At 69.2% G+C, this 22,021-nt stretch carries 23 protein-coding genes and 1 pseudogene; 13 read left to right on the forward strand and 11 right to left on the reverse strand.

Annotated features, from left to right (window positions below; translation table 11 throughout):
- Positions 1-284: 284 nt before the first annotated feature.
- Entirely contained in the window at positions 285-524 is a 240-nt protein-coding gene (locus V7793_RS08225; protein WP_336003735.1) for a phosphatase PAP2 family protein, read from the reverse strand.
- Positions 525-1,020: 496 nt separating this feature from the next.
- On the opposite strand from V7793_RS08225, the gene V7793_RS08230 reads away from it, so the two are divergent.
- The 3 genes and pseudogenes from V7793_RS08230 to V7793_RS38155 all read left to right on the forward strand — a co-directional run.
- Entirely contained in the window at positions 1,021-1,200 is a 180-nt protein-coding gene (locus V7793_RS08230) for a hypothetical protein (RefSeq protein WP_336003737.1), read from the forward strand.
- Between the two features lie 3 nt (positions 1,201-1,203).
- The gene (locus V7793_RS08235; RefSeq protein ID WP_336003739.1) at positions 1,204-2,187 is read left to right on the forward strand and encodes a hypothetical protein; all 984 of its coding nucleotides are present in this window, start codon (positions 1,204-1,206) and stop codon (positions 2,185-2,187) included.
- Between the two features lie 624 nt (positions 2,188-2,811).
- Positions 2,812-2,976 (forward strand): annotated as a pseudogene (locus tag V7793_RS38155) (IS630 family transposase); the annotation flags it as partial.
- A gap of 28 nt (positions 2,977-3,004) precedes the next feature.
- On the opposite strand, the gene V7793_RS08245 reads toward V7793_RS38155, so the two are convergent.
- From V7793_RS08245 to V7793_RS08255, 3 genes are all read right to left on the reverse strand, one after another.
- A complete protein-coding gene (locus tag V7793_RS08245; RefSeq protein ID WP_336003743.1) occupies positions 3,005-3,418 on the reverse strand; it encodes a hypothetical protein in 414 nt (137 codons plus the stop codon).
- 392 nt (positions 3,419-3,810) lie between these two features.
- Complete coding sequence (gene ku / locus V7793_RS08250) at positions 3,811-4,437, reverse strand: non-homologous end joining protein Ku (RefSeq protein WP_336003777.1); 627 nt, start codon at positions 4,435-4,437, stop codon at positions 3,811-3,813.
- A gap of 84 nt (positions 4,438-4,521) precedes the next feature.
- Complete coding sequence (locus tag V7793_RS08255; protein ID WP_336003744.1) at positions 4,522-5,415, reverse strand: NADP-dependent oxidoreductase; 894 nt, start codon at positions 5,413-5,415, stop codon at positions 4,522-4,524.
- Between the two features lie 70 nt (positions 5,416-5,485).
- Between V7793_RS08255 and V7793_RS08260 the strand changes: the two genes are divergently transcribed.
- On the forward strand, positions 5,486-6,070 hold the full coding sequence (locus V7793_RS08260) for a TetR/AcrR family transcriptional regulator (RefSeq protein WP_336003745.1): 585 nt from the start codon (positions 5,486-5,488) through the stop codon (positions 6,068-6,070).
- 779 nt (positions 6,071-6,849) lie between these two features.
- Here V7793_RS08260 and V7793_RS08265 read toward each other — a convergent pair.
- On the reverse strand, positions 6,850-7,470 hold the full coding sequence (locus V7793_RS08265; protein ID WP_443057866.1) for a CBS domain-containing protein: 621 nt from the start codon (positions 7,468-7,470) through the stop codon (positions 6,850-6,852).
- A 323-nt stretch (positions 7,471-7,793) separates the two neighbouring features.
- Here V7793_RS08265 and V7793_RS08270 point away from each other — a divergent pair, with 323 nt between their 5' ends.
- From V7793_RS08270 to V7793_RS08280, 3 genes are all read left to right on the forward strand, one after another.
- Positions 7,794-9,467 carry a TIGR03767 family metallophosphoesterase gene (locus tag V7793_RS08270; RefSeq protein ID WP_336003747.1) on the forward strand — a complete coding sequence of 558 codons (1,674 nt, stop codon included), beginning with the start codon at positions 7,794-7,796 and terminating at the stop codon, positions 9,465-9,467.
- A 1,230-nt stretch (positions 9,468-10,697) separates the two neighbouring features.
- Positions 10,698-11,102, forward strand: a complete 405-nt coding sequence (locus V7793_RS08275; RefSeq protein WP_336003749.1) for a hypothetical protein — start codon at positions 10,698-10,700, stop codon at positions 11,100-11,102.
- A gap of 2,754 nt (positions 11,103-13,856) precedes the next feature.
- Positions 13,857-14,099 (forward strand): hypothetical protein, encoded by a 243-nt coding sequence (locus V7793_RS08280; RefSeq protein WP_336003751.1) that lies wholly within the window; start codon positions 13,857-13,859, stop codon positions 14,097-14,099.
- A gap of 610 nt (positions 14,100-14,709) precedes the next feature.
- Here the strand turns inward: V7793_RS08280 and V7793_RS08285 are convergent.
- Both V7793_RS08285 and V7793_RS08290 read right to left on the reverse strand, forming a co-directional pair.
- Positions 14,710-15,261 (reverse strand): hypothetical protein, encoded by a 552-nt coding sequence (locus V7793_RS08285; RefSeq protein WP_336003753.1) that lies wholly within the window; start codon positions 15,259-15,261, stop codon positions 14,710-14,712.
- A 133-nt stretch (positions 15,262-15,394) separates the two neighbouring features.
- Positions 15,395-16,483 (reverse strand): helix-turn-helix domain-containing protein, encoded by a 1,089-nt coding sequence (locus tag V7793_RS08290; protein WP_336003754.1) that lies wholly within the window; start codon positions 16,481-16,483, stop codon positions 15,395-15,397.
- Between the two features lie 98 nt (positions 16,484-16,581).
- Between V7793_RS08290 and V7793_RS08295 the strand changes: the two genes are divergently transcribed.
- Entirely contained in the window at positions 16,582-16,746 is a 165-nt protein-coding gene (locus V7793_RS08295) for a hypothetical protein (protein WP_336003756.1), read from the forward strand.
- Between the two features lie 174 nt (positions 16,747-16,920).
- A complete protein-coding gene (locus tag V7793_RS08300; RefSeq protein ID WP_336003757.1) occupies positions 16,921-17,643 on the forward strand; it encodes an SDR family NAD(P)-dependent oxidoreductase in 723 nt (240 codons plus the stop codon).
- A gap of 133 nt (positions 17,644-17,776) precedes the next feature.
- Here V7793_RS08300 and V7793_RS08305 read toward each other — a convergent pair whose 3' ends face one another.
- The 3 genes from V7793_RS08305 to V7793_RS08315 all read right to left on the reverse strand — a co-directional run bounded on the left by V7793_RS08305 (position 17,777) and on the right by V7793_RS08315 (position 19,198).
- Positions 17,777-18,214, reverse strand: a complete 438-nt coding sequence (locus V7793_RS08305) for a DUF2267 domain-containing protein (RefSeq protein WP_336003759.1) — start codon at positions 18,212-18,214, stop codon at positions 17,777-17,779.
- 55 nt (positions 18,215-18,269) lie between these two features.
- Complete coding sequence (locus tag V7793_RS08310; protein WP_336003760.1) at positions 18,270-18,665, reverse strand: DUF2267 domain-containing protein; 396 nt, start codon at positions 18,663-18,665, stop codon at positions 18,270-18,272.
- Between the two features lie 101 nt (positions 18,666-18,766).
- Positions 18,767-19,198: an Hsp20/alpha crystallin family protein gene (locus V7793_RS08315; RefSeq protein ID WP_336003761.1), complete on the reverse strand. Its 432-nt coding sequence runs from the start codon at positions 19,196-19,198 to the stop codon at positions 18,767-18,769.
- 128 nt (positions 19,199-19,326) lie between these two features.
- Here V7793_RS08315 and V7793_RS08320 point away from each other — a divergent pair, with 128 nt between their 5' ends.
- The 4 genes from V7793_RS08320 to V7793_RS08335 all read left to right on the forward strand — a co-directional run bounded on the left by V7793_RS08320 (position 19,327) and on the right by V7793_RS08335 (position 20,997).
- Positions 19,327-19,959 carry a type III effector protein gene (locus V7793_RS08320; RefSeq protein ID WP_336003763.1) on the forward strand — a complete coding sequence of 211 codons (633 nt, stop codon included), beginning with the start codon at positions 19,327-19,329 and terminating at the stop codon, positions 19,957-19,959.
- 62 nt (positions 19,960-20,021) lie between these two features.
- Positions 20,022-20,162: a hypothetical protein gene (locus tag V7793_RS08325; protein WP_336003765.1), complete on the forward strand. Its 141-nt coding sequence runs from the start codon at positions 20,022-20,024 to the stop codon at positions 20,160-20,162.
- 124 nt (positions 20,163-20,286) lie between these two features.
- Complete coding sequence (locus tag V7793_RS08330; protein WP_336003766.1) at positions 20,287-20,727, forward strand: hypothetical protein; 441 nt, start codon at positions 20,287-20,289, stop codon at positions 20,725-20,727.
- A 135-nt stretch (positions 20,728-20,862) separates the two neighbouring features.
- Positions 20,863-20,997, forward strand: a complete 135-nt coding sequence (locus V7793_RS08335) for a hypothetical protein (RefSeq protein WP_336003767.1) — start codon at positions 20,863-20,865, stop codon at positions 20,995-20,997.
- Between the two features lie 79 nt (positions 20,998-21,076).
- Here the strand turns inward: V7793_RS08335 and V7793_RS08340 are convergent, their stop codons facing one another.
- Positions 21,077-21,934 (reverse strand): DUF4231 domain-containing protein, encoded by an 858-nt coding sequence (locus V7793_RS08340; protein WP_336003769.1) that lies wholly within the window; start codon positions 21,932-21,934, stop codon positions 21,077-21,079.
- Between the last annotated feature and the right edge of the window lie 87 nt (positions 21,935-22,021).

Consider the following 22,021-nt stretch of genomic DNA (forward strand, 5'->3'; position numbering starts at 1 on the left):
CGGGACGAAGCGTCCCGAGCGGGCACAGGCCCCGCAAGCTGGGGTGAGCGGCCGCAGTTGGAGGGCAGCCTGACGCGAAGCCGGGTACTCCAGTCACGCGCCCCTCGTCACCAACGCGCGGCCTCTCCTACTTCTTCGACCACCGCTCGAAGGCCGGGCGAAGCCTCCACACCGGTTCGAGAGCCTTGCGGCCCCAGATGGCCAGGTCCACCCCCTGTGATGTCCATGCTGCTGTCAGTGGCGCGCCTACCCGGTGCTGGCCGGGCACGCTGCGGGCCGGTGTGTCACGCGAGGTGGCGCAGCAGCAGGCGGGGCGCGGTCCGCACCAGGGCGGCTGCGGCTACCCCGATCACTGCTCCTGCCGCGACATCGGAGGGGTAGTGGGCACCGCTGTGGACCCGCTCGACCGCCATCAAGACCGTGGGCACGGCGCACGCGGCGCCCACCCACAGCCACGCCGGGGTGACGGCAGCGGTGAACGCGACGGCTGCGGCGGTGTGCCCGGAGGGGAAGCAGGAGGCCATCGTGGCGTGATGATCACTGGCTTCACCCCGCTGCCCCGGCCGCTGGCTGCGCTAGAAGATGTTCTGCCGGGCCGCCTTCGCCATCATCTCGCTCACCGGCACCACCAAGGACGGCCGCACCGAGCCCGTGAACGTCCGGCCCGCGAGTGGCAGAAGCGGTTCGACCGCAGCACCCGGCGCCGCAGAAAGGTCCCCATCGACGGCTACCACACCGAGCACATGTAAGCCCCGGCCAGCGAGGGCGGCACCAAGCCGGGCGCAATGCCGCCGTCCGCACTGCCAGCGCGCGGGCGGTCCCTGCCAATGCCCGGAGCCGGAGCTGTCGGTTTCTCCAGTTCACCCCCCTGGCCCGGGTGGCCAGGGGGGTGAACCCCGCGAGGTTTCTCCCGGTTCCCTTGAGCGGGCATGGCGAGATAGGGGTGCAGTCCGTTCCGGCCTCGTGGGCAGCACGGGCTGTACTGCCGAGGTGTCCGGCAGGACGAATCTGGGAAAGGCCATGCACTTGACCACCAACCTGCTTGCAGCCGGCAACGGGGGCGCGTGTCTCCCCGCATTGCTCGTGATGGCCGCCGTCGGCGCTACGGCGGCGCAGAGCGAGATACGGGCGAACGCCCGGGGAGCGGCGGCCGCCGTCTGCTCCGTCATCGTCACCGGAAACCAGGACCGGAGGAGCTGAACCATGGCCCGCACGAAGCCGTCCGCGGCCGAACTCGCCTTGGTCGCAGAAGTGGAGAAGCACGGGCACGCCGTGACCGCGACCCAGTTGGAGAGGTGGCGTCGCCAGGCGTGGCTGCCCAGTACACCGGACTGGTTCGATGCTGGTTCCTGCACGATTCGCCCCGAGATCGTGCAGCGGGCCGTGCACCTTGCGGCCCTCACGTGGCCCGGTCGCAGTACGGGGTGGCTCGGCTGGGTGTTCTGGGCGATCGATGACACCCCGGCCACCGCGAAGAGGCTTCGGGCGGCTCTGCTCAGAGCCCTCGAACGGCCCTTCGCGCGGGCGGGCGTCGTGCAGGTACCCGCAGGGGACTCGGACGAGGCGTTCCAGGCACGGGAGGAGGCTGCGCCCCGGCTGCTGCACAACCGGCGCTCTCATCGACGCGACTTCGATGGGATTCTGCGGTCGCACGCCTCAGCAGCAGGGGTCGAACTGCCCCGTTCGCCAGCCCACTCGGTGCCGAACATGTTCCACCGAGCCGTGCTGGAGTCAGGGGCCCGGATGGTGGTCGGCGGCGGCGCCGACGTCGGGCTCGAGGGCATGCTGGAGGTGTTGGAGCACGCTTGGCCAGACCAGGAACCGACGATCGAGCGCATCCGTACAGCACACCGCCAAGCCGCGCTCGCCGGCGTCGACCTCATGTTACAGGCGCCCTTGGCGTACGGGCTGCCAGGCATGCTTCGCACCGTGGAGGCCGCCGACGACCGGCTCCTGTGCGCGGCCGTGCGCACCTGCACGAAGGCGTCCGGGGCTTTGGCGGTGCTGTTGCAGCATGCGGTGTACGCGCAGGAGATTCTCCCGAGCCTGATGGGCGACGCGATGTGGGACCAGTGGGTCCGTGTCGGCGGTTTCGCGCCGTACGGAGTGGTCGGGGAAGTCGCCATCGCGATGAGCGCCATCCAGTACCTGACTGGCGGAAGAGGGGCCGGTGGTGATGGCCGCTGATTTCACGCAGTCCGGCAACGTCCAGGCCCTCCAGACGCTCCACGCACGCCTGCCGCAGGGCATACCGGTGGCCGTCTATGGCCGCTTCCTGTCGTCGTCCCTGCCGCCGGAGGTGCCCCGGTTCGAGCTGCACGGGCCGGTGCCCGACCTCGCCACGGTGCTGGCCGGGGCGTCGGCCGGGAGTGCCTGCCACAGCGAGGCCTTGAGGATGCGGGCGCAGGTCCTGGCCTACATGGCTGCGGGGCTGCCGGTGATCGCCACGCCTCAGGCGCTGGCCGGGTTCCCGCGCACGTCGCGCACGTGGGCTTTCACGCTGGTCTCCGAGCAGCCTGACATGGCCGACATCCCGGGCCTGCTCGCGCGGCTGCATGGGAATCCGTCGGTGGCCCGCGCGTTGCGGCGCCGCGGGCGGCGCCTGGCCGAAGGCCCCCTGTCGTGGGCGCATAACGCCACGCGGGCGGTCTCCGCCTACCGCTCGGTGCGCCCCGCCCGCGCCGGAGCCCGGCCCCGGCCCGGCGTGCAGGCGCTGGCAGAGCGGGATGCTGCTGCGGCGCGACCGGCCGGTCACGGACTGACCGCAAGTGGCCGTGCTCGGGACTGTATGGCCGGGGGGCGAGAGGGTGAGACCCGCAGGAGGGCATCTGGTCGCTGGTCAAGCGCGACATCGGCAACCTCGCCGCAGCTGACCTGGGCCAGATCACCAGGGCCGTGAAGCGCAGGCTCAAGCAGCTCCAGTACCGCCCGGATTTCGTCGGCAGCTGCCTTGCGGGCACCGGCCTCATCACGGACGACCGAGCGGCGCTGCGCTGCAGATTCGTCAGTCGCCGTAGTACCGGTCGTAGGAGGCGGAGCGCTCCTCCGCTGAGAAGCCCTCGAATTCACCGTCCGCCTCGAGCTCGCGCAGTCGATCCAGCGCAGCAGCAGCAGCAGGTGCACGGTTAGCCGAGAGATGGGTCTTCGTCGCGTCGAGCCCGTGCCCAAGCAGGAATTCGATGTCGATCGAGCACGCTGCGTCGAAGCTGGCTTGCTTCGCACTCCAAATCAGGAGCACGTCGTCGACGTCGCCGCTGTTGAACAGCTGGAAGCAGCAGAGCCTCATCAGCTCGGTGTCGCCCTCGCCCTGGGCGCGTCGCTCACGCGCCGTGTGCTCTCTGAGGAGTGCACGGACCTCGTCGAGATCCGCGCCGACGGGGCGAAGCCCGTAGTGGCGCAAGCTTTCCTTGGCATCCACCGCTGGTCTCCTTGATCGTCCAGCCCGGCCAGTGGCCTATTGGCCTCGCCCATCGCCGTCCGGTCGGACGACAGCCCCTCTGCCGGTCACAGCATGCACACCGAGGGCCGGCCCATATGGGTCGGCGGCCACCGGCGCAAGTGACCGGCGGCCCACAATACCCGACATTACCCAACCAAGTTGAGTACCGTCCCCACATACATGCCCCCGTCTACCCCTGACACCAAGCACACCGGGACAGACGCCTCCCGTTCAGCCGACTCCTCTACCCAGCCGGGCCGTCACGCCCGAAGCCCTTCCCGGCACCTGTCAGCTGCCGGTGCGGTTACGAGCAGCCGGCCTGCGCGAGACCGCCATAGAGGACGGGCGTTCCGCATGAATGCAGGGTGAGGTCAGCCGGTGCGGCGCTTGCGCCCACTGCTCGCCTTCTTCGCCGCGGTCTTCCTGGCAGCCGTCTTCTTCACCGGGGCTCTCTTCGCTGCGGGCTTCCCGACCGTCGACCCTGCTGCTACCTTGCTGCCCTCGTCGGCCCGGTCGAAGGACGCCTGCAGCGCAGCCATCACGTCAACGACGTTCGACGGCGCAGCAGCCTGGGCCACCGGCTCCTTCACAGGCCGGTCCTCGACCTTCGACAGCACCAGCTCCCCCAGCGCCACCTGGTAGGAGTCCTTCAGGGCATCGAGGTCGAAGTCCTTCGACATCCGCTCCATCAGGCCGGAGGCCACCTCGATCTCCTGCGGGCGCACCTTCACCGACCCGGGCGGCGCGAGGCCCTCGGGGTCGCGGACCTCGTCGGGCCAGAGCATCGTATGGACCGCCATCAGATCCCCGCGGACCCTCAGCAGGGCCAGGGACTCCTTCATCCGCAAGGTGATCTTGCCGACGGCGACACGGTCGGTCTGCCGCAGGGTGTCGCGCAGGAGGACATAGGGCTTGTTCGCCGCGGCACTGGCCGGCGCCAGCAGGTAGACGCGGTCCAGTTGCAGGACGTCAATGTCGGAGGCGTCGACGAAGGCCAGGAAAGACCTCCTATGGACGGTCTCCTAGCAGCAGGGTCGGTCGGCATCCGGCCCGCACGTTGCGTAACCGCGTGGGAAATCTGCTCAAATAACCACGACTCGGCGCCCGCGCGTGTGACCGGCCTGGCTGTCGATGTGCGCCGCCGCGGCATCGGCGAGCGCGTACGACTTCTCAACCGGAATGTGGAGCTTCCCTCGCGAGATGAGGTCGACCGCCTCTGCGAGCGCGTCCGGCACACTCCCCGCCACTCCGGAAAACCGGACGTCCAGCTCCGGCGCACCGAGATCGGCGGTGGAGATCACCTTCCGCGGGTCACCGGTCAACTCGACGAGTTCGCAGATCACGCCCGAACCGGCCACGTCGATCGCCGCGTCGACGGTGCCGAGCCGCCGCACCCGCTCGACCCAGCCCTCGCCGTACGTCGTGGCGAGGGCACCCAGGCTCCGCAGATAGTCCTGGTTCGCGGCGCCGGCCGTGCCGATCACCTTGATGCCGCGCTCTCGGGCAATCTGCAGCACCGCCGAGCCCACGCCCCCGGACGCGCCGCTCACCAAGAGCGTCTGCCCCGGCCGCACACCCGTCTCGCTGATGACCCGCAGCGCGGTCTCCACCACCGAGGGATATCCGGCCGCCTCCTCGAACGTCAGGCCGTCGGGCATCCGGGCCCAGGCCCCGAGGATGGCGAACTCAGCGTAGGTGCTTTCCCCTTCGCCGAACACATGGTCGCCGATCTCGACCCCTTCGACCCCCTCGCCGATCTCGTCCACCACCCCCGCCGCGTCCAAGCCGACCCCGGAAGGCAGCTCGACGGGGTGAGCACCCAGGACCTGGCCCTCGCGGAGCCTCCAGTCGACGGGGTTCACGCCCGCCGCGCGTACGGCGATGCGTATCCGGCCGGGACCCGCGTGGGGCTCCTCAGCATCTATGAGGTGCAGGACGTCAGGACCGCCGAACTCGGCGAAGCTCACCTTCTTCACGCCGCCGACCGTAGCACTAACCGTTAGCTTTTAGTCACTGTTGTGAATTCATACCTGTTAGCATAAGGTCATGACCGTGCCGACTGGACGCCGTGAACGCAAGAAGGCCGCGACCCGCCAGAAGATCGCCGACACCGCCCTGCGGCTCTTCCTGGAGCGCGGGTACGACGCCGTAGGCATCCGCGACGTGGCCGCCGAGGCCGACGTCGCTGTGACCACGCTCTTCTCCCACTTCACCTCGAAGGAGGCACTGGTCTTCGAGCTGGACGAGGACTTCGAGCAGCGCCTCACCCGCGCAGTCACGGACCGGGCGCCGGCGGAACCGCTCATGCCGGCACTGCGCCAGGAGATCCGGGCCATGGTGCGGCACTGCACGGCGGACAGCGCCGCGCCCGTCTACCGCATGATCAACGCGTCACGCGCCCTGCGGGAGTACGAGGAGTCGATGCGACTACGCCACGCGGATTCGCTGGCCGCGGCCATGGCCGCAGACCCCGGGCTGACACCGACCCCGACGGCCTGCCGGGCGATCGCGCGATTCGTGATCGACGCCTACGCGCTGGCCCGCGACGCGGCCGATCCGGACGCCGCGGTGGACGAGATCTTCGAGCTGATCGAAGCAGCCTGGAAGGCCGCCAGCGCCGGCCCCTCCTGACGCGCGTGAGGAACTCTCCACCAAGCAGCACAGGGACCGGTCGGCAACGAGGAGCTTCAGCCCGCCTGTTGAACGGACTTGGCCATCTGGGCTCGGCGTTCGGCACACCTGGCTCACTCCGTCCGGGGTGAGCGGGAAGGCCGCCGCGTGGTACGTCGCGATGCTCATCAAGGCCGCGTCCTCGATGCCTTCCGCGTACCCGTCAGCCAGGGCGGCCTCGGGCTGAAGGAGGAAGCCACCTGGCGACGGGCGAGGAACGGCCCAATCCCCGCTCCCAGACCGGCCACACCCGCAGCCACCACCGCCGTCAAGAGGCCGCCTGCGAGAAAACCAACGCAAGCTCCGCCCACCACCGCGCACGTCAACAGCACAACAGTGACCAGCAAATGTATCCGGGTAGCGAGTGAGGACTCCACTCCCGAGCAGCATGCCCGCAACTGCTACGCCCCCGGCCAGCACGGCGGGCGCCATCGGCTTTCGCTCCGGCGAACATGAACACTCCAAGGAGCGTGACAGTGCCTCGAGCACTGTCGTCGAACCGGACAGCGGCAGCCGTCTCCGTGCGGAACCGGGTGCACACACAGAACCCGGCCGGCCCCACGGGTTGACGCAACCTAGAGGGGCCCCGCATCCTCACCCCGCGGCGACCAACCGGCAGGAGCCCGGCCGCCGGGCGCGGAAAGGCATCGACCGTGAGACCGGCCGGGGAGGCGCTGCGGCGCGGCCGGCCTCACGGTTGACGCCTGACGACGGACCGGCGCGCACCGGCCGCGCCGAGCTCACGTCCCGGGAACGTCAGCAGCGTCATCGACGTCGAACGCCAGGTGTTCCCGGACGGCGACGACCCCGTCGACGCCGCGGCACATCTGCACCAGTACGGGGATCAGGGACTTGCGGCGCAGTGAGCCGCTGAGGGTGACCAGTCCGTCGCCGACCTCGACACCCACCGCGGACGGTGGCTCGTGCAGTGCCCGGACGACGACGTCCTCGATGATCTCGGCACGAATGGCGTGGTCGGGCCGGAGGAAGACGTCCAGGAGGTCTCCCCTGCTCACGATGCCGACGAGCCGTCCCTCCTCGTCCACGACGGGCAGTCGCTTGACGCGGTGCTCCTTCATCACGTGCGCGGCTTCGACGAAGCTCCACTCGGGTCTCGCGCAGACGGCGGGGCTCGTCATCAGGGTCTCGGCCGTTGCCGCGGCGTGCCCGCCCTCCCCACCGCCGGTCAGCAGGTCGGCCTCGGAGACCACGCCGACCGGGTGGCCGGCGTCGTCCACCACGGGCACGGCGGTGATGTCGTTCTCCTTCAGCACCGCGACGATTTCCCGGAACATCGTGCCGCGCTGCACCCGAGCGACCTTGGGCGTCATCAATTGGCCGACGGTCCTGTGCTCCAGCATCCGTGGTTCCTTTCAGCAGGGATCGACCGGTCCCAGTCCAGTTTCCTCCCTGACCGACGGAGCAACGGCGCGGGTCGCGCACGCCGGTCGCCGTTCTCGCGCTCCACTCCCCGGGAAGCGAGCAGCGCACACGCCGCAGGCCGTCGGCGGACCGTGCAGGGCACGGGTTTTCCCGGCCTCTGCGCGAACCGGGCCCCGGACACCTGCCCGTGCCGCTCCGGCCACCTCCCACCATATTCGAAAATTCGTTCGCGTGCGTTGCCGGGCCGCGTCACGCCCCCGCGCTTACGATGACTAGCGCACGGGTCGGAAAGGGTCCGCAAATGCCGCATTCCTCGTCCGCCGGCATCCGGCGACGCGTGTTCCTCGCCGGGGCCGCCGCAGGACTGGGGGCCGCCGGAGGAGTCGTCCGGGCAGGATTCACCGGGCGCGCCGACCGGCCGGGGACGGACGGGGAGCCGTTCGCTGCCGGAACCACCCTCATGGCCGTCACCGCCCGGCCGGACGGTCCGGGCTACCGGCGCCTCGCGGACGGTCCGGGATGGCCGCGCATCGTGCGGAGCGACATCGCCGACCCTCGGCCCGGCCGCGCCGATCGCCGCACTCCCCTGGCCGCCTTCGTCCACTTCACCGACCTGCACATCACCGACGTCCAGCACCCGCTGCGCTACGAATTCCTCCGCGCAGGGAGCCCGAAGGCGTGGCGGCCGCAGGAGGCCCTGACCGTGGCTGGTGCGGTGTCGCTCGTCGAACGGGTCAACGACCTGCGCGGCGGACCGGCCACCGGGGCCCCACTGTCCTTTGTCATGACCACGGGCGACAACACGGACAACAACGCCACGATCGAGCTGGACTGGTTCCTGACCGCCATGAACGGCGGCACCTGCACCCCGGACACGGGCGAGCCCGGCCACTACGAAGGCGTCCAGGACAGCGGTCTGGAGCTCTTCTGGCACCCCGAGAGCCTGCTGCGGGACCTGGACAGCCTCGCCGGCTTCCCGAAACTCGAGGGCTTCCTCGGCGCCGCCACCAAACCGGTGCACAGCCCCGGCCTTGCCATCCCCTGGTACTCCACGCTGGGCAACCACGACGGGCTCTCCGGCGGCTGCTACGCCTCGGGTCACAGCGCCATCGCCGCCGCGGCCACGGGGAGCCGGAAGCTGCAGACCGTCCCGCCCGGTGAGGCCAGGACCCTCATGGCCGGCGAGGGACGGGGCACCGACCCCGCAGGGCACTGTGTCGAGGTGCTGCTGAAGCGCGGGTACGAGGCCCGCACCGTCACTCCCGATGCCCGCCGGGCTCCGTTCAGCATGCGGGAGTACCTGGCGACCCACCTCGATCCGGACCACGTCGGTCCCGGGCCCGCCGGCCATGGCTACACCGCCGCCAACCTCGCCGAAGGAACCCTCTACTACGCGTTCCCCGTCGCTGACGGCGTCATCGGCATCAGTCTCGACTCGACCGATCCCGGCGGCGGCAAGGCCGGGTCCATCGGCCACGGGCAGCTGAAGTGGCTCGACGAGACCCTGACCCGGCACCGGGACGAATACGCGCTGGTCTTCAGCCACCACCCCAGCTGGAGCATGAACAACGGAACCCCCGATCCAGCCCGTCCCGCCGAGACCCGCCACTCGGGTGCCGAGTTGCTCCGGCTGCTCGGCAGCCACCGCAACGTCGTGGCCTGGATCAACGGCCACAGCCACTGCAACCGCATTCGCCCGCGCCGCACCTTCTGGGAGATCTGCACTGCCTCCCACATCGACAGCCCTCAGCTCGCCCGTGTCATCGAGGTCACCGACAACCATGACGGAACGCTGTCCCTGTTCACCACGCTGATCGAGTCGGCGGCCCCGCCCCGCTCCTATCACCATGACTTCTCACGGACCGGCCTCGCCTCCCTCTACCGGGAGCTCGCGGCCAACGCCCAGGGCGCCGACCCGAGCTTCCCCGGAGCACCGACGGACCGGAACGCAGAACTTCTCCTGCACCGGCCATGAGCCCGGACGGCCGCCATCTCGCACAGGCCCCCTGGCACCCCGGACCTCCGGCTTCGGCTTCGGCCGAACCCGGTGCGTCCTGCGGCACCGGCACCTGCCGACACCGTACTTGCGCGGAGCCGACACGTTCCTCACGCCCGGCGCAGAAACACGCAGCCCGGAAGCACGCTCCGGCCAAGCACCCGTACGCCGGTACCCCCACCGAAACGGTGACGACCGTGCACTGCATTCCACCTATAAGCCGCTTATCAGGTAGCGGCGTTCACGAGATCGCGATTCAGCACCACGAACTGCAGATCATGCTCACTGCGAACCGGCTGCCCGCCGGACACTGCGACTACCACTCCACCCAGGCGTCACCGAGGCCGGGGCAGCCGCCCAGGGCTCGGCCAAGTCAACCGTCGCCCTGGGAATCCCTGCTCGGCGAAGGCGCCGGTGACTGCATTCGCATCTCCCTCCCCTCCCCCGTGTCGAGCAGGTCAACGCCGGCTGCCCCATCCTGAAGCCCCTCAGGCTGCGTTGCACCCGCGCACACAGGAAATCGTCTCCCGCCGCAGCCGCGGCCGTCTCTCCCTCACGTACGCACCCGCCCTTCCCTACCGCGTCGAAGCCACCCCTGCCATCACGGCCAGCCGGGTAGCGGCGTCAAACCCGGCACGCTCACCCACTACGCGCCCGTGTACCCGGGCAGGGCCCACGCCTACCGAGGAGCGCAAACGAGTTGTCCGGACTCCTGGCAGCGGTCCGCACTGCGGCAGCGATGACGCACGAACCACGACCGCGCGGAGACGCCCCCAGGAGCACGAAGGCACAACCCAGCGACCAAGGACATACCGGACTTCTACCTCTTCCTGGCCACCGGTCACGACGCCTGCCTCCGCCTGGGCCGGGCGCTCGCCAAGTCTTCGATGAGGACGAGTGGTGACGATCCCCGAAGCAGGGGTCGCCGTGCCGGAGTTCCTCGACGCCACGGTCCCCTTCTTCCCTGAGCGCCCATGAACCGGCGGCCGGGCATTCAGTCGCTGTTCCGGCCCGTTTGCACGAGTCGAAAGCGCGGTGAAACGCTGGGAGTGGCCGGATCCGGACCTCGGTTCACGCGAGGAACGGAGGGATCATGACGAAGATTCGCTCGTTGCTGAGAGCCATGGTGTGTGCGGTCTTCGCGCTGCTGTTTGCGGCCGTCTGGACGCAGTCGGCGCGCACGCCTACACCTGGGCCCGGGGAGTCGCCTTGTACAACGGCCCGGGCTTGTGCGCCCAGGGCGACGCGGGCATCGACCACGCCCGGCCAAACGTGTTCTCCGGCAATCTCGCGTACGGGAACGCCTACGCACTGACCCAGGGCTGTGGCACCGGACTCACCAAGCCGGCCAGCCAAGCCGGCGTGCAGGTCCACGTGTTCCGCTGGAACGGGTCCGAGTGGCAGCTGTGCCGGAGCTCCGACTGGAAATTCGGCCCCACCGGCCAGACAGGCGGTGACCTGGGCAGTCCCTACGGCCCTTCGATTGTTTTCGACTACGGCGGATCGGCGTCCTGCGGACCCGGTCGCTACGGAGCACAGGCCCACGTCATGGTCTGGGACGGGTCCCAATGGCGCGAGGGCCACGTGTGGTCGGGAGCCGAGACCGTGCCGTAGACCAGTCGGCAGCCGGTGGACGACTCGGCGCCGGAGGCCGGCGCCGGGTGCCCTCGTTGGTGTCGGCACCCGCCGTCATGAGGTCGAAGTGTCAGCAGTGCCGCGTACACCTGCGCATGGGACTGCGGGGACGCATGTCGTCGGCGGAGCGGTCCACGGTGGAGCGCGTACATAATGTGCCGGCGCGCGACAAGGCCGAGGAGGTCACGTTCACGGCGGACATCCAGCCGGACGGACCACGCTCACATCGATCTCGTCCAGCCCGGCATTAAAACCGTCATGGCCTCCTCGCACCTGGGAGTGCCCGTCCTGGCCGACAGCTCGGTTCCCGAGCCCTGGCGCCTCCTCCCCGATCCGACGCCCGACGCGGCACCGGCCCCGTCGGCAAACCTGGAGTTGCCGGAGCCGACGCTGCGCGAGCAGTTGCCCGACTCCAACGGTGCGACGAAAAGGTGGCCGCCGCCCAGGCGCGCCTCGGCGTCACGCTGCCCGACGAGCTCAAGGTGCTCTACCGCGTGACGCGGGCCCGGTCGGAGGACTGGGCCGACGACCGCAAGGCGGCGCACCGCGTCACCCAGGCGATCGGCTGCGAGCCGTCCTCCTTGGAGTACTTGCACAGCGTCGACGGGGCCGCCCGTCACTCCTACTGGGCGCTCCCGGCGGCGAAAGCAGTCATCCCCCCGCCGGACGCCAGTGCAGGGTTCGGCCGGCTCACCCGGCTGGATCGTCTTCGGCAGCAACGGCGGAGACGGGCCGGCGGTCGGCCTGCCCCCTCCTACGGGCCCTCGTGGAAACGTCGGGCAGCTCGTCCTCGCCGACCACGAGCAGGCATCGGCGCCGAACTCGGCGCCGGCTCCCTCACCGAGCTGATCCGGGGCCGGGTGAGGAGAGAAGCTGTATCCCTCGCGGGGACCGACTGCCGGTCGTGGCAGGGGCCGGCAACGGCGGCGTGCCGACCGTCGAGGCCACCGCCCACCCCGACCTGGAAGTCCTGTCCCTGACGGGGACCGACGGCGAGCCGCCGTACAGCACCGCCCCCGTCCTTGAGTTGCCCCGCCTGCGCACCCTCATCGCCGCCCCGGCACAGTCGCCAACCCCCGGGAAATCGCCCGGGTCACAGGACTGGAGTTCCTTGAGCTCGGCCCGCAGGATGGCGCGTCCTCCTGGCGCGTTCTCCTGGATGCCGGAGCCGTCCCCCGCACGCTGTCGGCAACCGCCGACGCCTCGGACGGCGATCAGGATGACCTCCGCGACCGTGGCCGTCGCCAGCGAACTCCTGGCCCTCTGGGGCCGTCCCCGGACCGTCCGGAGCACAGTCGAAGGCGAACTGGGGCCTGTGGCGTAAGCAGGGCGGCACCTCTCGCCGGACATGCCGCATACCACCCGACCTGAAGTGGCGCAGATCGCAAGCCGAGTGCCGAGATTCTTTGCCGGTAGGGGTCCACGCCGACCCTGTAAGGCAGGGCAACCTTTCGCCGACGCCCTCGAGGAACCAAACCCCCTGCAGCAGGCGTTTACGCGATGGTCCACGACTAGCTGCCTGCCATCGACCACTCCCGCCGGCTCACCGACGACGTCCTGCCGGGCGTGATGGACAAGAAGGGCGACCCAGAGGACTTCTGCTGTCACCTCAAGCGGGTATCCGTCCCCATACGGTCGGCCGACGAGCCGCCCGCAAGGCCCTGAGCTCTGACCTGACTGCGATAGGGGAATGGCCCGTTCCCGGCCAAGTCCGCCCCCGGCCTACCGGGTGTCCGTGTCCACGGGTAGCGTCACCCCGCGCATCGATCCGAACACACATCAGCAAGGGGGCAACATGAGTACCCGCTGTCGTGTCGCGGCCGTCAGCCTATCCCTCGCGCTCGCGGGCGGGGGCGCGGTAGGTGCCGCCGCGCCCGCCTCGGCTTCGGCATCCGAAAGCACGGTCAGGGCTTCATCCAGCACCGCGGGGTCCGCGTTCTCCTGCGACGCCTGGCAGTACGAAAGGGGCACCAGGGGGCACGGTGCGTCGATCACTTGTTACGGCAGTTCCTTCACCGCCTACGCCGTCTGCCATCGGCCGGACGGCTCCCTGTACTTGCGCTTGGGCCACCGCGCCCGTTCCGGTGGCGTCTCCATCGTCTGGTGCGACCTGGACGCCGAAGTGAGCCAGGCGGGGGCCTTCCCGGTCTGACCACCCGGAACCGACTGCCCCGACGTCGACCTCCCGGACCGGATGGGAAAGGCACGGTGTCACCGGCCTGCGCTTCCCGGAATCCCGACCGCACCGCCGGCCCCGAAGTCCGGTATCTGGCGGAGAACGCCAAGTTGTGCGGCGGGATTTCGGGGCCCCTCCGTCGCTGCTGTTGGGTCGCGCCGTCGATGTCGTGAGCCGACGCCTCGCCCCGTACCGCTGTTGCCGTGTCACAGATGCCGAACGTGTGGGTCGCACTGTCGCGGTCCTTGCCACCGCGTTCCTGCCGCCGTTCCGGGTGATACAGGCGTTCGCCTCCGTCACTGCAGGAACGTTGAACGGGGAAAGTGGGACAACATGCGTACGTGGACTCGCGCCAAGTCGGCAGCGGCAGGCGCCCTTGCTCTGGCGGTGGCTCTCACCGGTTGCAGCGACTCGGGTTCGGGCAAGCGCCGGGGCAGCTCCGGCTCCCACTCGTCGAATTCCGGTGTGGGACGCCGGTCGAGGTTGTCCACAGGCCGGAACGTGATCGGCGGTTCCTTCGTGCCCTGCTGCCCGAGTCGATCACATGGGGGCGCAGGATGCGGTACGGCGTGGTGGAGGAGCTCGCAGTCGAGGTCATGGCGCAGTTACCCAGCGACGAGGCCCGATGGGAAGTGATGGCGCTCGTGGATGTCGCCCGGATGGATCCGCAAGCCTGGCCCGACGTCCGTGATCCCGGCTCCGTGGAGGAGATCCGGGAAGCGTTCGGGCGGCGTTGCTGGATCCAGTACATGCCGCACGCCGGAGCGATCGAGGTCCGGGACATCGGGTGGGCGGGCTGACGTCGGCCAGCGGGTCGGACGGGCGTCTCGCGACTCCTGGGCGTCGCGGACCGTATCGTCACCCGGGTCACCGCGCTGCCGTGCGCCGGCGCCGAAAGGACTCCGTGCACGCGCTCGTTCGCACCTGGATGACCTCGAAGCCGCCCCTCCCGGCCCGGACGGCAGACTCCTGCCGTGACCACAGGGCAGCCGCGTCGCGCCATCGGCCGGGGACTTCGCACTCTCATCACCCCCGCCCCCGAAACGCCCGTCGCCGAGCAGGCAATGGATCTCTCCACCGGTGCCGCACCGGGGTCCAGGAATACGCCGATGCCTCGGCAAGGCGGCCTGCCGCCTCGCCGAGGCCGCGCACCCCACGGGCGGCAGCACCGCCGCTGTCGAGGACGCCATGGAGGCGATTGACACCCTCGTGGAGGCGCTTGGCCGGCCGCCGTGCTTGCCCTTGCAGGCTGCGGTGTCGAGCCAAGGACGCACTGCCAGCACGAAGGCCGTGGAGGAGGAGTTTGCTGCATCACGATGTCCGGCGGGAAGCGTTCGCGGTGGCGTCACGCTTCTCGACCACGACGTCGTCCCAGTGTCCCAGACGCGTCCGCCAGGACACGACGCTCCTTCAGGAGTTGGAGATCCAGGGGGCGCCGACGATGTCGGTAGGGCTGCACATGTCTGGCAAGAAGGGGTGCCTATCGCACACCTGGAAGCGCATTTGGCTGCCCTTTTTGCCGAAATAGTTGGTGCTGCCGCTCTCGTAGTAGTCCTTATTGCACTGCCCCCAGTTGGGGGCGCCTAGGTCGTTGTTGCACCGCCCGTGTCGGTAGGGCCTCCACCTGGCACCGTCGTACAGCCAGTTTTCCCAGTAGATGTAGGTTTGCGCCCCTTCGCCTTTGCTGTCTTGGATGATCCAGCTGTCGCCGTATGTCTTGAAGCATCCGTAAGCGACGTTGCCCGGTCCGGCGCCGTCTTCGACCTTTTCGCAGTGGTCCCCGGGCAAGGGCCTGGCCGAGGTTGCCGTAGCCATGTCGTCCTCCATGGGGCGGAGGAAGGCCTCGGTCACGTCGGTGCTTGAAACCCGCGTATTCGGAGCGGCGGACGCCGGCATGACGGCCAGGCTGCTGGCGAGTGCCGCGGTGACAGCACCAACGCTCACCAAACGTCGTGTACTCATGTGTGTCCCTTCGGCTTTTGAGGGGCGATTGCAGTGGCTGCGTAGGCCATGGTGGTCGGGCTGGTTAAGGCCCGTCCGATTGCCAGAGCGACGACGGGGAGAAAACTGCGTGCGCGCATCATCCCCCCTTGCGTTAGCAGAGAGGCGAGACGCGATTCGTCTTGCTGGTCGGGCCCTCCGGACCAAGGGTCTCCTGGTGTGGGGGGACTGTCCTTGACTGTCTCTGCACAGCGCTTGTTCGTTCCTGCGCGACGTCGTCAAGGGCGTGGTGGCGGTAGTCCGTCGGTGTCATGGCGTAAGCGGCACGGAACGTTCTGCTGAAGTGCGCGGGGTCGGTGAAGCCCCAGCGGGCGGCGACGGCCCGAACGTGACGGGAGCGCAGCTGGGGGTCGGCGAGGTCGTGGCGGCACTGCTCCAGGCGGCACTGACGGATCCAGGCGGCGACGGTGAGTCCTTGGTCGCGGAAAAGCGTGTACAGGTGGCGGGTCGAAACGCCGTGTGCGGCGGCGATGGCCTCAGGTGTGAGACTAGGGTCGGCCAGCCGTTGCCGGATGAAGTCGTGGATGCGCATCTGCAGAGCGCGACGGCGGGATTCCGGGTCCATCGTGTCCTCGGAGTCCAGGCAGCGGGCGACTACGGATGCCAGGAGGTCGAGGGTGACCGAGCCCAGAGTGTTGACGTCGGCATCGGTGAACTCGTGAGCCCGCCCATTGAGGTCTGCCATCCACCGGGCGAGCACGCCGCCCATGCCGCTGTGCGTGCCGATCGGGACCGCGAGCAGGCCCTGCACCAGCCTCTCCGGCAGCGGCAGCAGACGTCGCGGGAACTGCAGGACGAGCTGCGACCAGCTGTCGTCACAGGTGTGGACGTTGCCGCGGTACGGACGGCTGCTGCCCATGAACAGGAGGTCGCCTACCTGGAAGTTTGCGTCAGCGCCGTCCAGAGAGACGCCGCCTTGGGCGCCGAGCATGTAGTTGACCTGCCATATTTCTGGGTCGGCCTGCCGGATCAGCTTCGCTGTTCGGGCGATATCCAGATGCGGAAAGGCCAACGCGGACACCTGTAACTCCCCGAAGTCCACGGTCTGCATCCTCGCGCGGAAATTCTCATAGTCGTTGCTGCGCAGTCGGTTGGGCATGTGCGACCGTGCGGTGACGTCCCGAAACAGCCCGAACCGCTCCGGCGGCGCCACGACATCCGTGCTGAACTCGGTCACCCTCATACCCGGCCGCCCCCATATCCCCGATCACCCCACGGCTTCAAACGTGACATGGAGATACGGGCGCCGTCGAGAGCCTGGCCGAGGACTTCGAGGAGCATTTGGGGGAACTGGTCGGGGTCCTGGACGCGACGTGGAAGAAGACGACCGAGCGGCTGGGGGCGGTCGGCAGCGAGGCCGGGATCAGCATCAAGGTCCGGCCGGACGGGCGGGTGAAGCTGGGCCGGTGCCGGCAGGGACCGGATCACCTGCAGGGCACTGCGTGACGCTGCCGCCGCCCGGCTACGGCGTTTCGTTTGGATCACCGGGCGGACCGGAGGAAAATGCCTGCGGTGTGCAGTGAGGCTGTCCCTCGGCCGGTTGAGCGGGGTGGTCGTGCGATGAGCTTCCTCCTCGCCCGGGTCTGCAGGGTCAGCTGCCGCCGTCAGGAGGAGAGAGTCATGTTGCTGGCCGACAGGACAGCCATCGTCCATGGCGGTTCCGGAGCGGTGGGGGCGGCGGTCGCCCGCGGATTCGCGCGCGAGGGCGCCGTCGTCCATCTCACCGGAAGGACGGTGCCGCCGCTGGAGGACGTCGCGCGGCGCATCCGGGACGACGGTGGAACTGCACATGTCGCGGCGCTGGATGCAACGGACCGCGACGCCGTTGAGCACCATGCCGACACGGTGGCTGCGCCAGGCCGCGGAATCGATATCTGCTTCAACGCCACGTCCAACGACGACCTGCAGGGGATCCCCCTCCTCGACATGGCCGTCGCGGATGTGCTCCGCCCGGTCACGAAGGCGGTGACGACCACCCTCACCACGGCTACGGCAGCGGCGCGGCACATGGTCCAGGGCGGCAACGGCGTCATCCTGGTCATGGGCGGAGGACGCGAGGCCATCCCCAGCCTGGGCGGTTCACATATCGCCTGGTCCGCCCTTGCCGGTGTATGCCGGCAGCTGGCATCAGAGCTCGGTCCGCACGGCGTGCGCGTCGTCTGGCTGCTCTCGCCCGGCTCTCCTGCGCCGGGTGAGGAGAACCGGGCCGCTGAAGGAGCCCTGCTGACCACACGCCCGCACTACGACGACATCGCCAACGCTGCGGTCTTCGCCGCATCCGACTGGGCCCGGACGATGACCGCCTCGGAGCTCAACCTCACCGGCGGTCTCGTGGTCGACTAGGCAGATTCGTCGACATCTACCGGCCGGAGGTCGCCATGCGTCCCTGGCGGCGCCAGCAAGGGCACCGGGGGGCGTAGAGGGCGGACAGCGACGCAGTGGTCGCCGCGCCCGCCCCGAGCAGGCACGTCTCCGTCTACGCGGCCGGGGTGAGTTCGGCGCGGCCGAACAGCAGGGCGTAGCCGGTGGGGAGCTGGTGAAGGATGCGGGTGGTGAGGTCGGGGCCGGCGTAGGCGGCGACGGCGGAGAAGACGGAGCCGGTGTCCCAGCGGGTGGTGGCCAGGGAGGCGCCGGTGCGGGCGGCGAGGTCCTTGACGAAGGCCCAGCCGGTCAGTGGCCGGGTGTCGGGGATCTGCGCGGTCAGCACGCGTGCGGCTTCCAAGGGCAGGCAGCCGGCCAGGTCGACGCGTTCGTCGCTGGTCAGCTGGCGCCCCAGTCCGGCAAGCACCAGGCGGACGGCTTGGTCGGCTCTCTCGCGGGTGGGGTAGGCGCCCTCGTAGCGGACCTTCTCCAGCATCTGCTCGTATGCCGTCCCGTACGGCTGCTGGGGCAGTGCCTGCCGGTCGGAGATCACTGGGTGGTTGCCTTTCTTGCTGTGGCCGGTGTGCGGGCACCGGCGTGCGGGGTGGTCAGGTGGGCTGGGGGCGGCCGAAGAGCGGGTCGTAGCCGGCGGGGAGCTGGAGCAGGATCTGGTCCAGCAGGTCCTCGCCGACTGCGTCGGCGACGGTGGACAGCACGGCGCTGACGTCCCAGGCCGCGGTCTGCTCGGTAGCGCCCTCGATCCAGGCGGCGGTTGCGCGGACGAACCGCTCCGGGGGCAGCGGCTCGGCGCTCTGCAGTGGGTTGAGCAGGATCAGGGCGAACGCCTCAGGCAGGCGCGCCGCCAGCTGGGCGCGGACGTCGCCGACCAGGTGTGCGCCGAGGAGGGCGAGCACCACACGGGCCGCACGCTCGGCTTCCTCCAAAGTGTCGTACTCGCCGCGTTCTTTCACGTGGCCGAGGAAGGCGTCGCGTCGCAGAGTCATGCCGGCCGCCACCCCCTTTCTTCATCGGACTGCACACGGGGGTGCGGAGAGCTGGTGAGGGGGAGATCGGGTGCTCGCCCTCCGCACCCGTCCGGCCGGTGTCAGCCGGAGATCTCCTTGTGGCCGGATCCGACGCCGATGGAGATCTTGCGGGGCTTGGCGCGCTCGGCGATCGGGATGCGCAGGATGAGCACGCCCGCGTCGTAGTCGGCCTGGATGTGCTCGGTGTCGAGGGTGTCGGCGAGCACGATCTGGCGGGAGAAGACACCCAGCGGCCGCTCGGACAGCTCCATCTGCACGTCGTCGGCCTTCGCCACCGGCCGGCGCTCGGCCTTGACGGTGAGCATGTTCCGCTCGACGTCGATGTCGATCGCCTCCGCGGTGACGCCCGGAAGGTCGAAGGCCACCACGTACTCATCACCCTCGCGGTAGGCGTCCATCGGCATCGCCGACGGCCTCGACCAGGTGCCCGGGCCCATCAGCTGCTGTGTCAGCCGGTCCAGCTCACGGAAGGGGTCAGTGCGCATCAACATCGTGAAAACACCTCCAGCAGGTTCAGGCAGTTGCTGCCAATGCGCCTCACTGGCACCGTTGTAACATGTCATCCAATGGATGACAAGCGCGATGTCGTCCATGTGATGACAAAGAGAGGGAGGTGTCCGTGAGCGCAGCCGACCAGCCGTCCACGACCAGCACGAATACCCACAGCCCGGTGTCGTTCCTCGCTGCCGCGGCGGCCCTGCACGCCATAGACGACGCCCTGCACGGCGCCCAGCGAGAGTCCCCGGACACCCGGGATGCGCCCGGCCCCGGGCCGGAGCAGGCGCTGGCCTCCCTGATGCTGCTGCGGCAGGTGCGCGAGCAGCTCGCCGGATGGGAGACCGGCCTGATCGAAACCGCCCGCGATGCGGGAGCGAGCTGGGCCGACCTCGCCCACCCCCTCGGCGTCGCCAGCCGCCAGGCCGCCGAACGCCGCTACCTGCGCGGCCGCCCCGGCCCCGCCGGAACCACCGGCGAACAACGCGTCCAGGCCACCCGCGGACGCCGCGCCGCCGAACGCACCACCGCCGCCTGGGCCCGCCACAACGCGGCCGACCTGCGCCGCATCGCCGGCCAGATCACCGCCCTCACCGACCTGCCCACCACAGCCCGCCTCCCGGTCAGCCAGCTCCACGCGGCCCTCGCCCACGACGACCCCGCCGAGCTCATCCGCCCCCTCAACGCCACCCGCCCCCACCTGAGCACCACCCACCCCGACCTTGCTGCACAACTCGACACCCTCACACCGCCCTGAACCCACCCGTCGCCCCAGGGCGTGCGCGAGACCACCCACACCGACGATCAAGGCGCAGCCCAGTGCCCACCAGCCGGCTGAGCGAGGACAGCCTCGGGGATCATGGGAAACTCACCCCCGCCGGGCGCCGCGCCGCAGACGACAGCCCCGGCTACGGCCTCGGCCGCGACGTCGCCGGCTCCCTGGAACACGGCGTGGCCTGACCTCCGTGGACGGCCACACGGTGACAAGACTGCGAGGGCGGAGTGTCTCCTCGCGTGGGGAGACACTGGACGGCTCTACACTCACAGCGTTCTACCTGATCACCCCTCAAAGGAGGTACCTACCTTGCGTATAGCTCGCATAGCCACGGTCCTCGGTGGTATGGCCGCCGCGACCATGCTCACGATCGGCAATGCCTCGGCCGTCATCTTCAGCGTCGAGGAGGCCGACGACGCCCCGTGGTCGACCAGTCCGACCTCCCTGTCGTGCGTGAACAACTCCGTCGGGAAGGCCTGCTTCCGCAAGGACGGGGACTGGTTCGAGATCGTCGACGAGAAGAAGGACGGGCACGCGACCCTCGTCGCCTGGCGCAGTATCTATCCCGAGTCACAGGCGACCATCCGGCAGGGAACCATCTGGAACACAGCCGGTTACCAGAAGTATCGGTACAAGAACAAGGATTTCAAAGCGGGATGGATCCTTGAGTTCCGGGTCTGTGCGGGCGAGTGGGGCAACAAGCACGTCATCGACAGCACCTGCAGCCGATGGAAGACGACCAAGTCCTGAAAACCACCGTTTGTGAGAGCAATAGGGGCGCCTGTCCGCGCACGTAATGACCGCGATCACCGTCGTGCTGAACGGCTCCGCGCACGGCGGTATCACGCTGTCCGCCCGGAGCCTGTCGCACACGGTCATGCCCCTGTGCTGTTCGTGATCGGCGTCGAGGCCGGCCGCCGCGTGGTGGTGCGAACTGCGCACCTCGCCGCCATTCACGACACCGAGGGCGTCCCGGGTCCACCGCCGGCTCCTCGCCCCGGACTCGCCCTGGTGGGGTGACGCGGTGTGTGTTTGACGGTGGACCGGCCGATCGTTGACGGGGGCCCGGTGCCGTGGAGCCCGTATCGGCCGGACGGCGTCACACGATCTCCTGCTGTCCCTGGTGCGGCTGGTCGAGCTGCTGCTCGCGTTTGCGCTGCTCGATCCGCAGGGATTCGACGTTCTCGGCGAACAGCTCCAAGTTCTCCTTCTCTTCGGGACGGTTGTAGGGGGCGATGGCCAGTTCGAGAGCGGTGGTGTGCTGCTCGATGGCGTCGGCCGTCTGCTGGAGGTTGAAGCCGCGCTCCTTGAACTTGAAGTAGCCCATCACCGAGGTGATGACGGAGACGGCGGCACCGAGACCGATGAGGATCCCCTTGCCGGGCTGCGGAGGGTCGTAGAGGGCGGCGACCGCAGGGATTGCGGCAGAGCAGAGGATGAGCGTCCACTGGAGCCAGTTGTGCCGGCGCCGGTAGGTTGCGCTCTCGGCACGCAGCCGATCGATCTCCCGGGGGATGATGTCCCGGTAGGAGTACTGCCGCTCGAAGACGGTGCGCGCGACCTGAGCGGCGGCCAGTACCCGCTTCTCCTCGGCCAGTTCGAGATCGAGCTTCAGCTCCGCGACTGAATCTACTTGCTGCGTGCGTTCCCCGTTCTCGTGAGTAAGCATGGGTTGTTCGGTATCGAAGAACATGAGGAAGGCGAGGCACCCAATGACGAGGGTGACCAGGACGAAGAAGCCGAAGATGTTGATGGGTGCCATGTTGTAGCGGCGCCAGGTGAGAGCGGTCGCGCCGATAAGCGAGAGCAGCAGCAGCGGAGCGCCGATCAACCCCACGAGTTTGGCGATACCGACGATGCGGGTCCGCTTGATCTGGCGCTGAAGGCTGGCGACGGTGCGCCGGTGGTCTATCAAGGCGTCGATGCGCTCGTCTGCGCTGAGGCCGGATTGCGGCATGTGCGGACTTCCCCCGTGGGCCGAACGGACTGATGGGCGCAATCGCCCTGCTCAGGGTCGTCGCTGAGCAGGTGAGCTTCCCAGCCT

Origin of the sequence: Streptomyces sp. KLMMK, from assembly GCF_036961605.1 — a bacterium.
Lineage (GTDB): Bacteria > Actinomycetota > Actinomycetes > Streptomycetales > Streptomycetaceae > Streptomyces > Streptomyces telluris.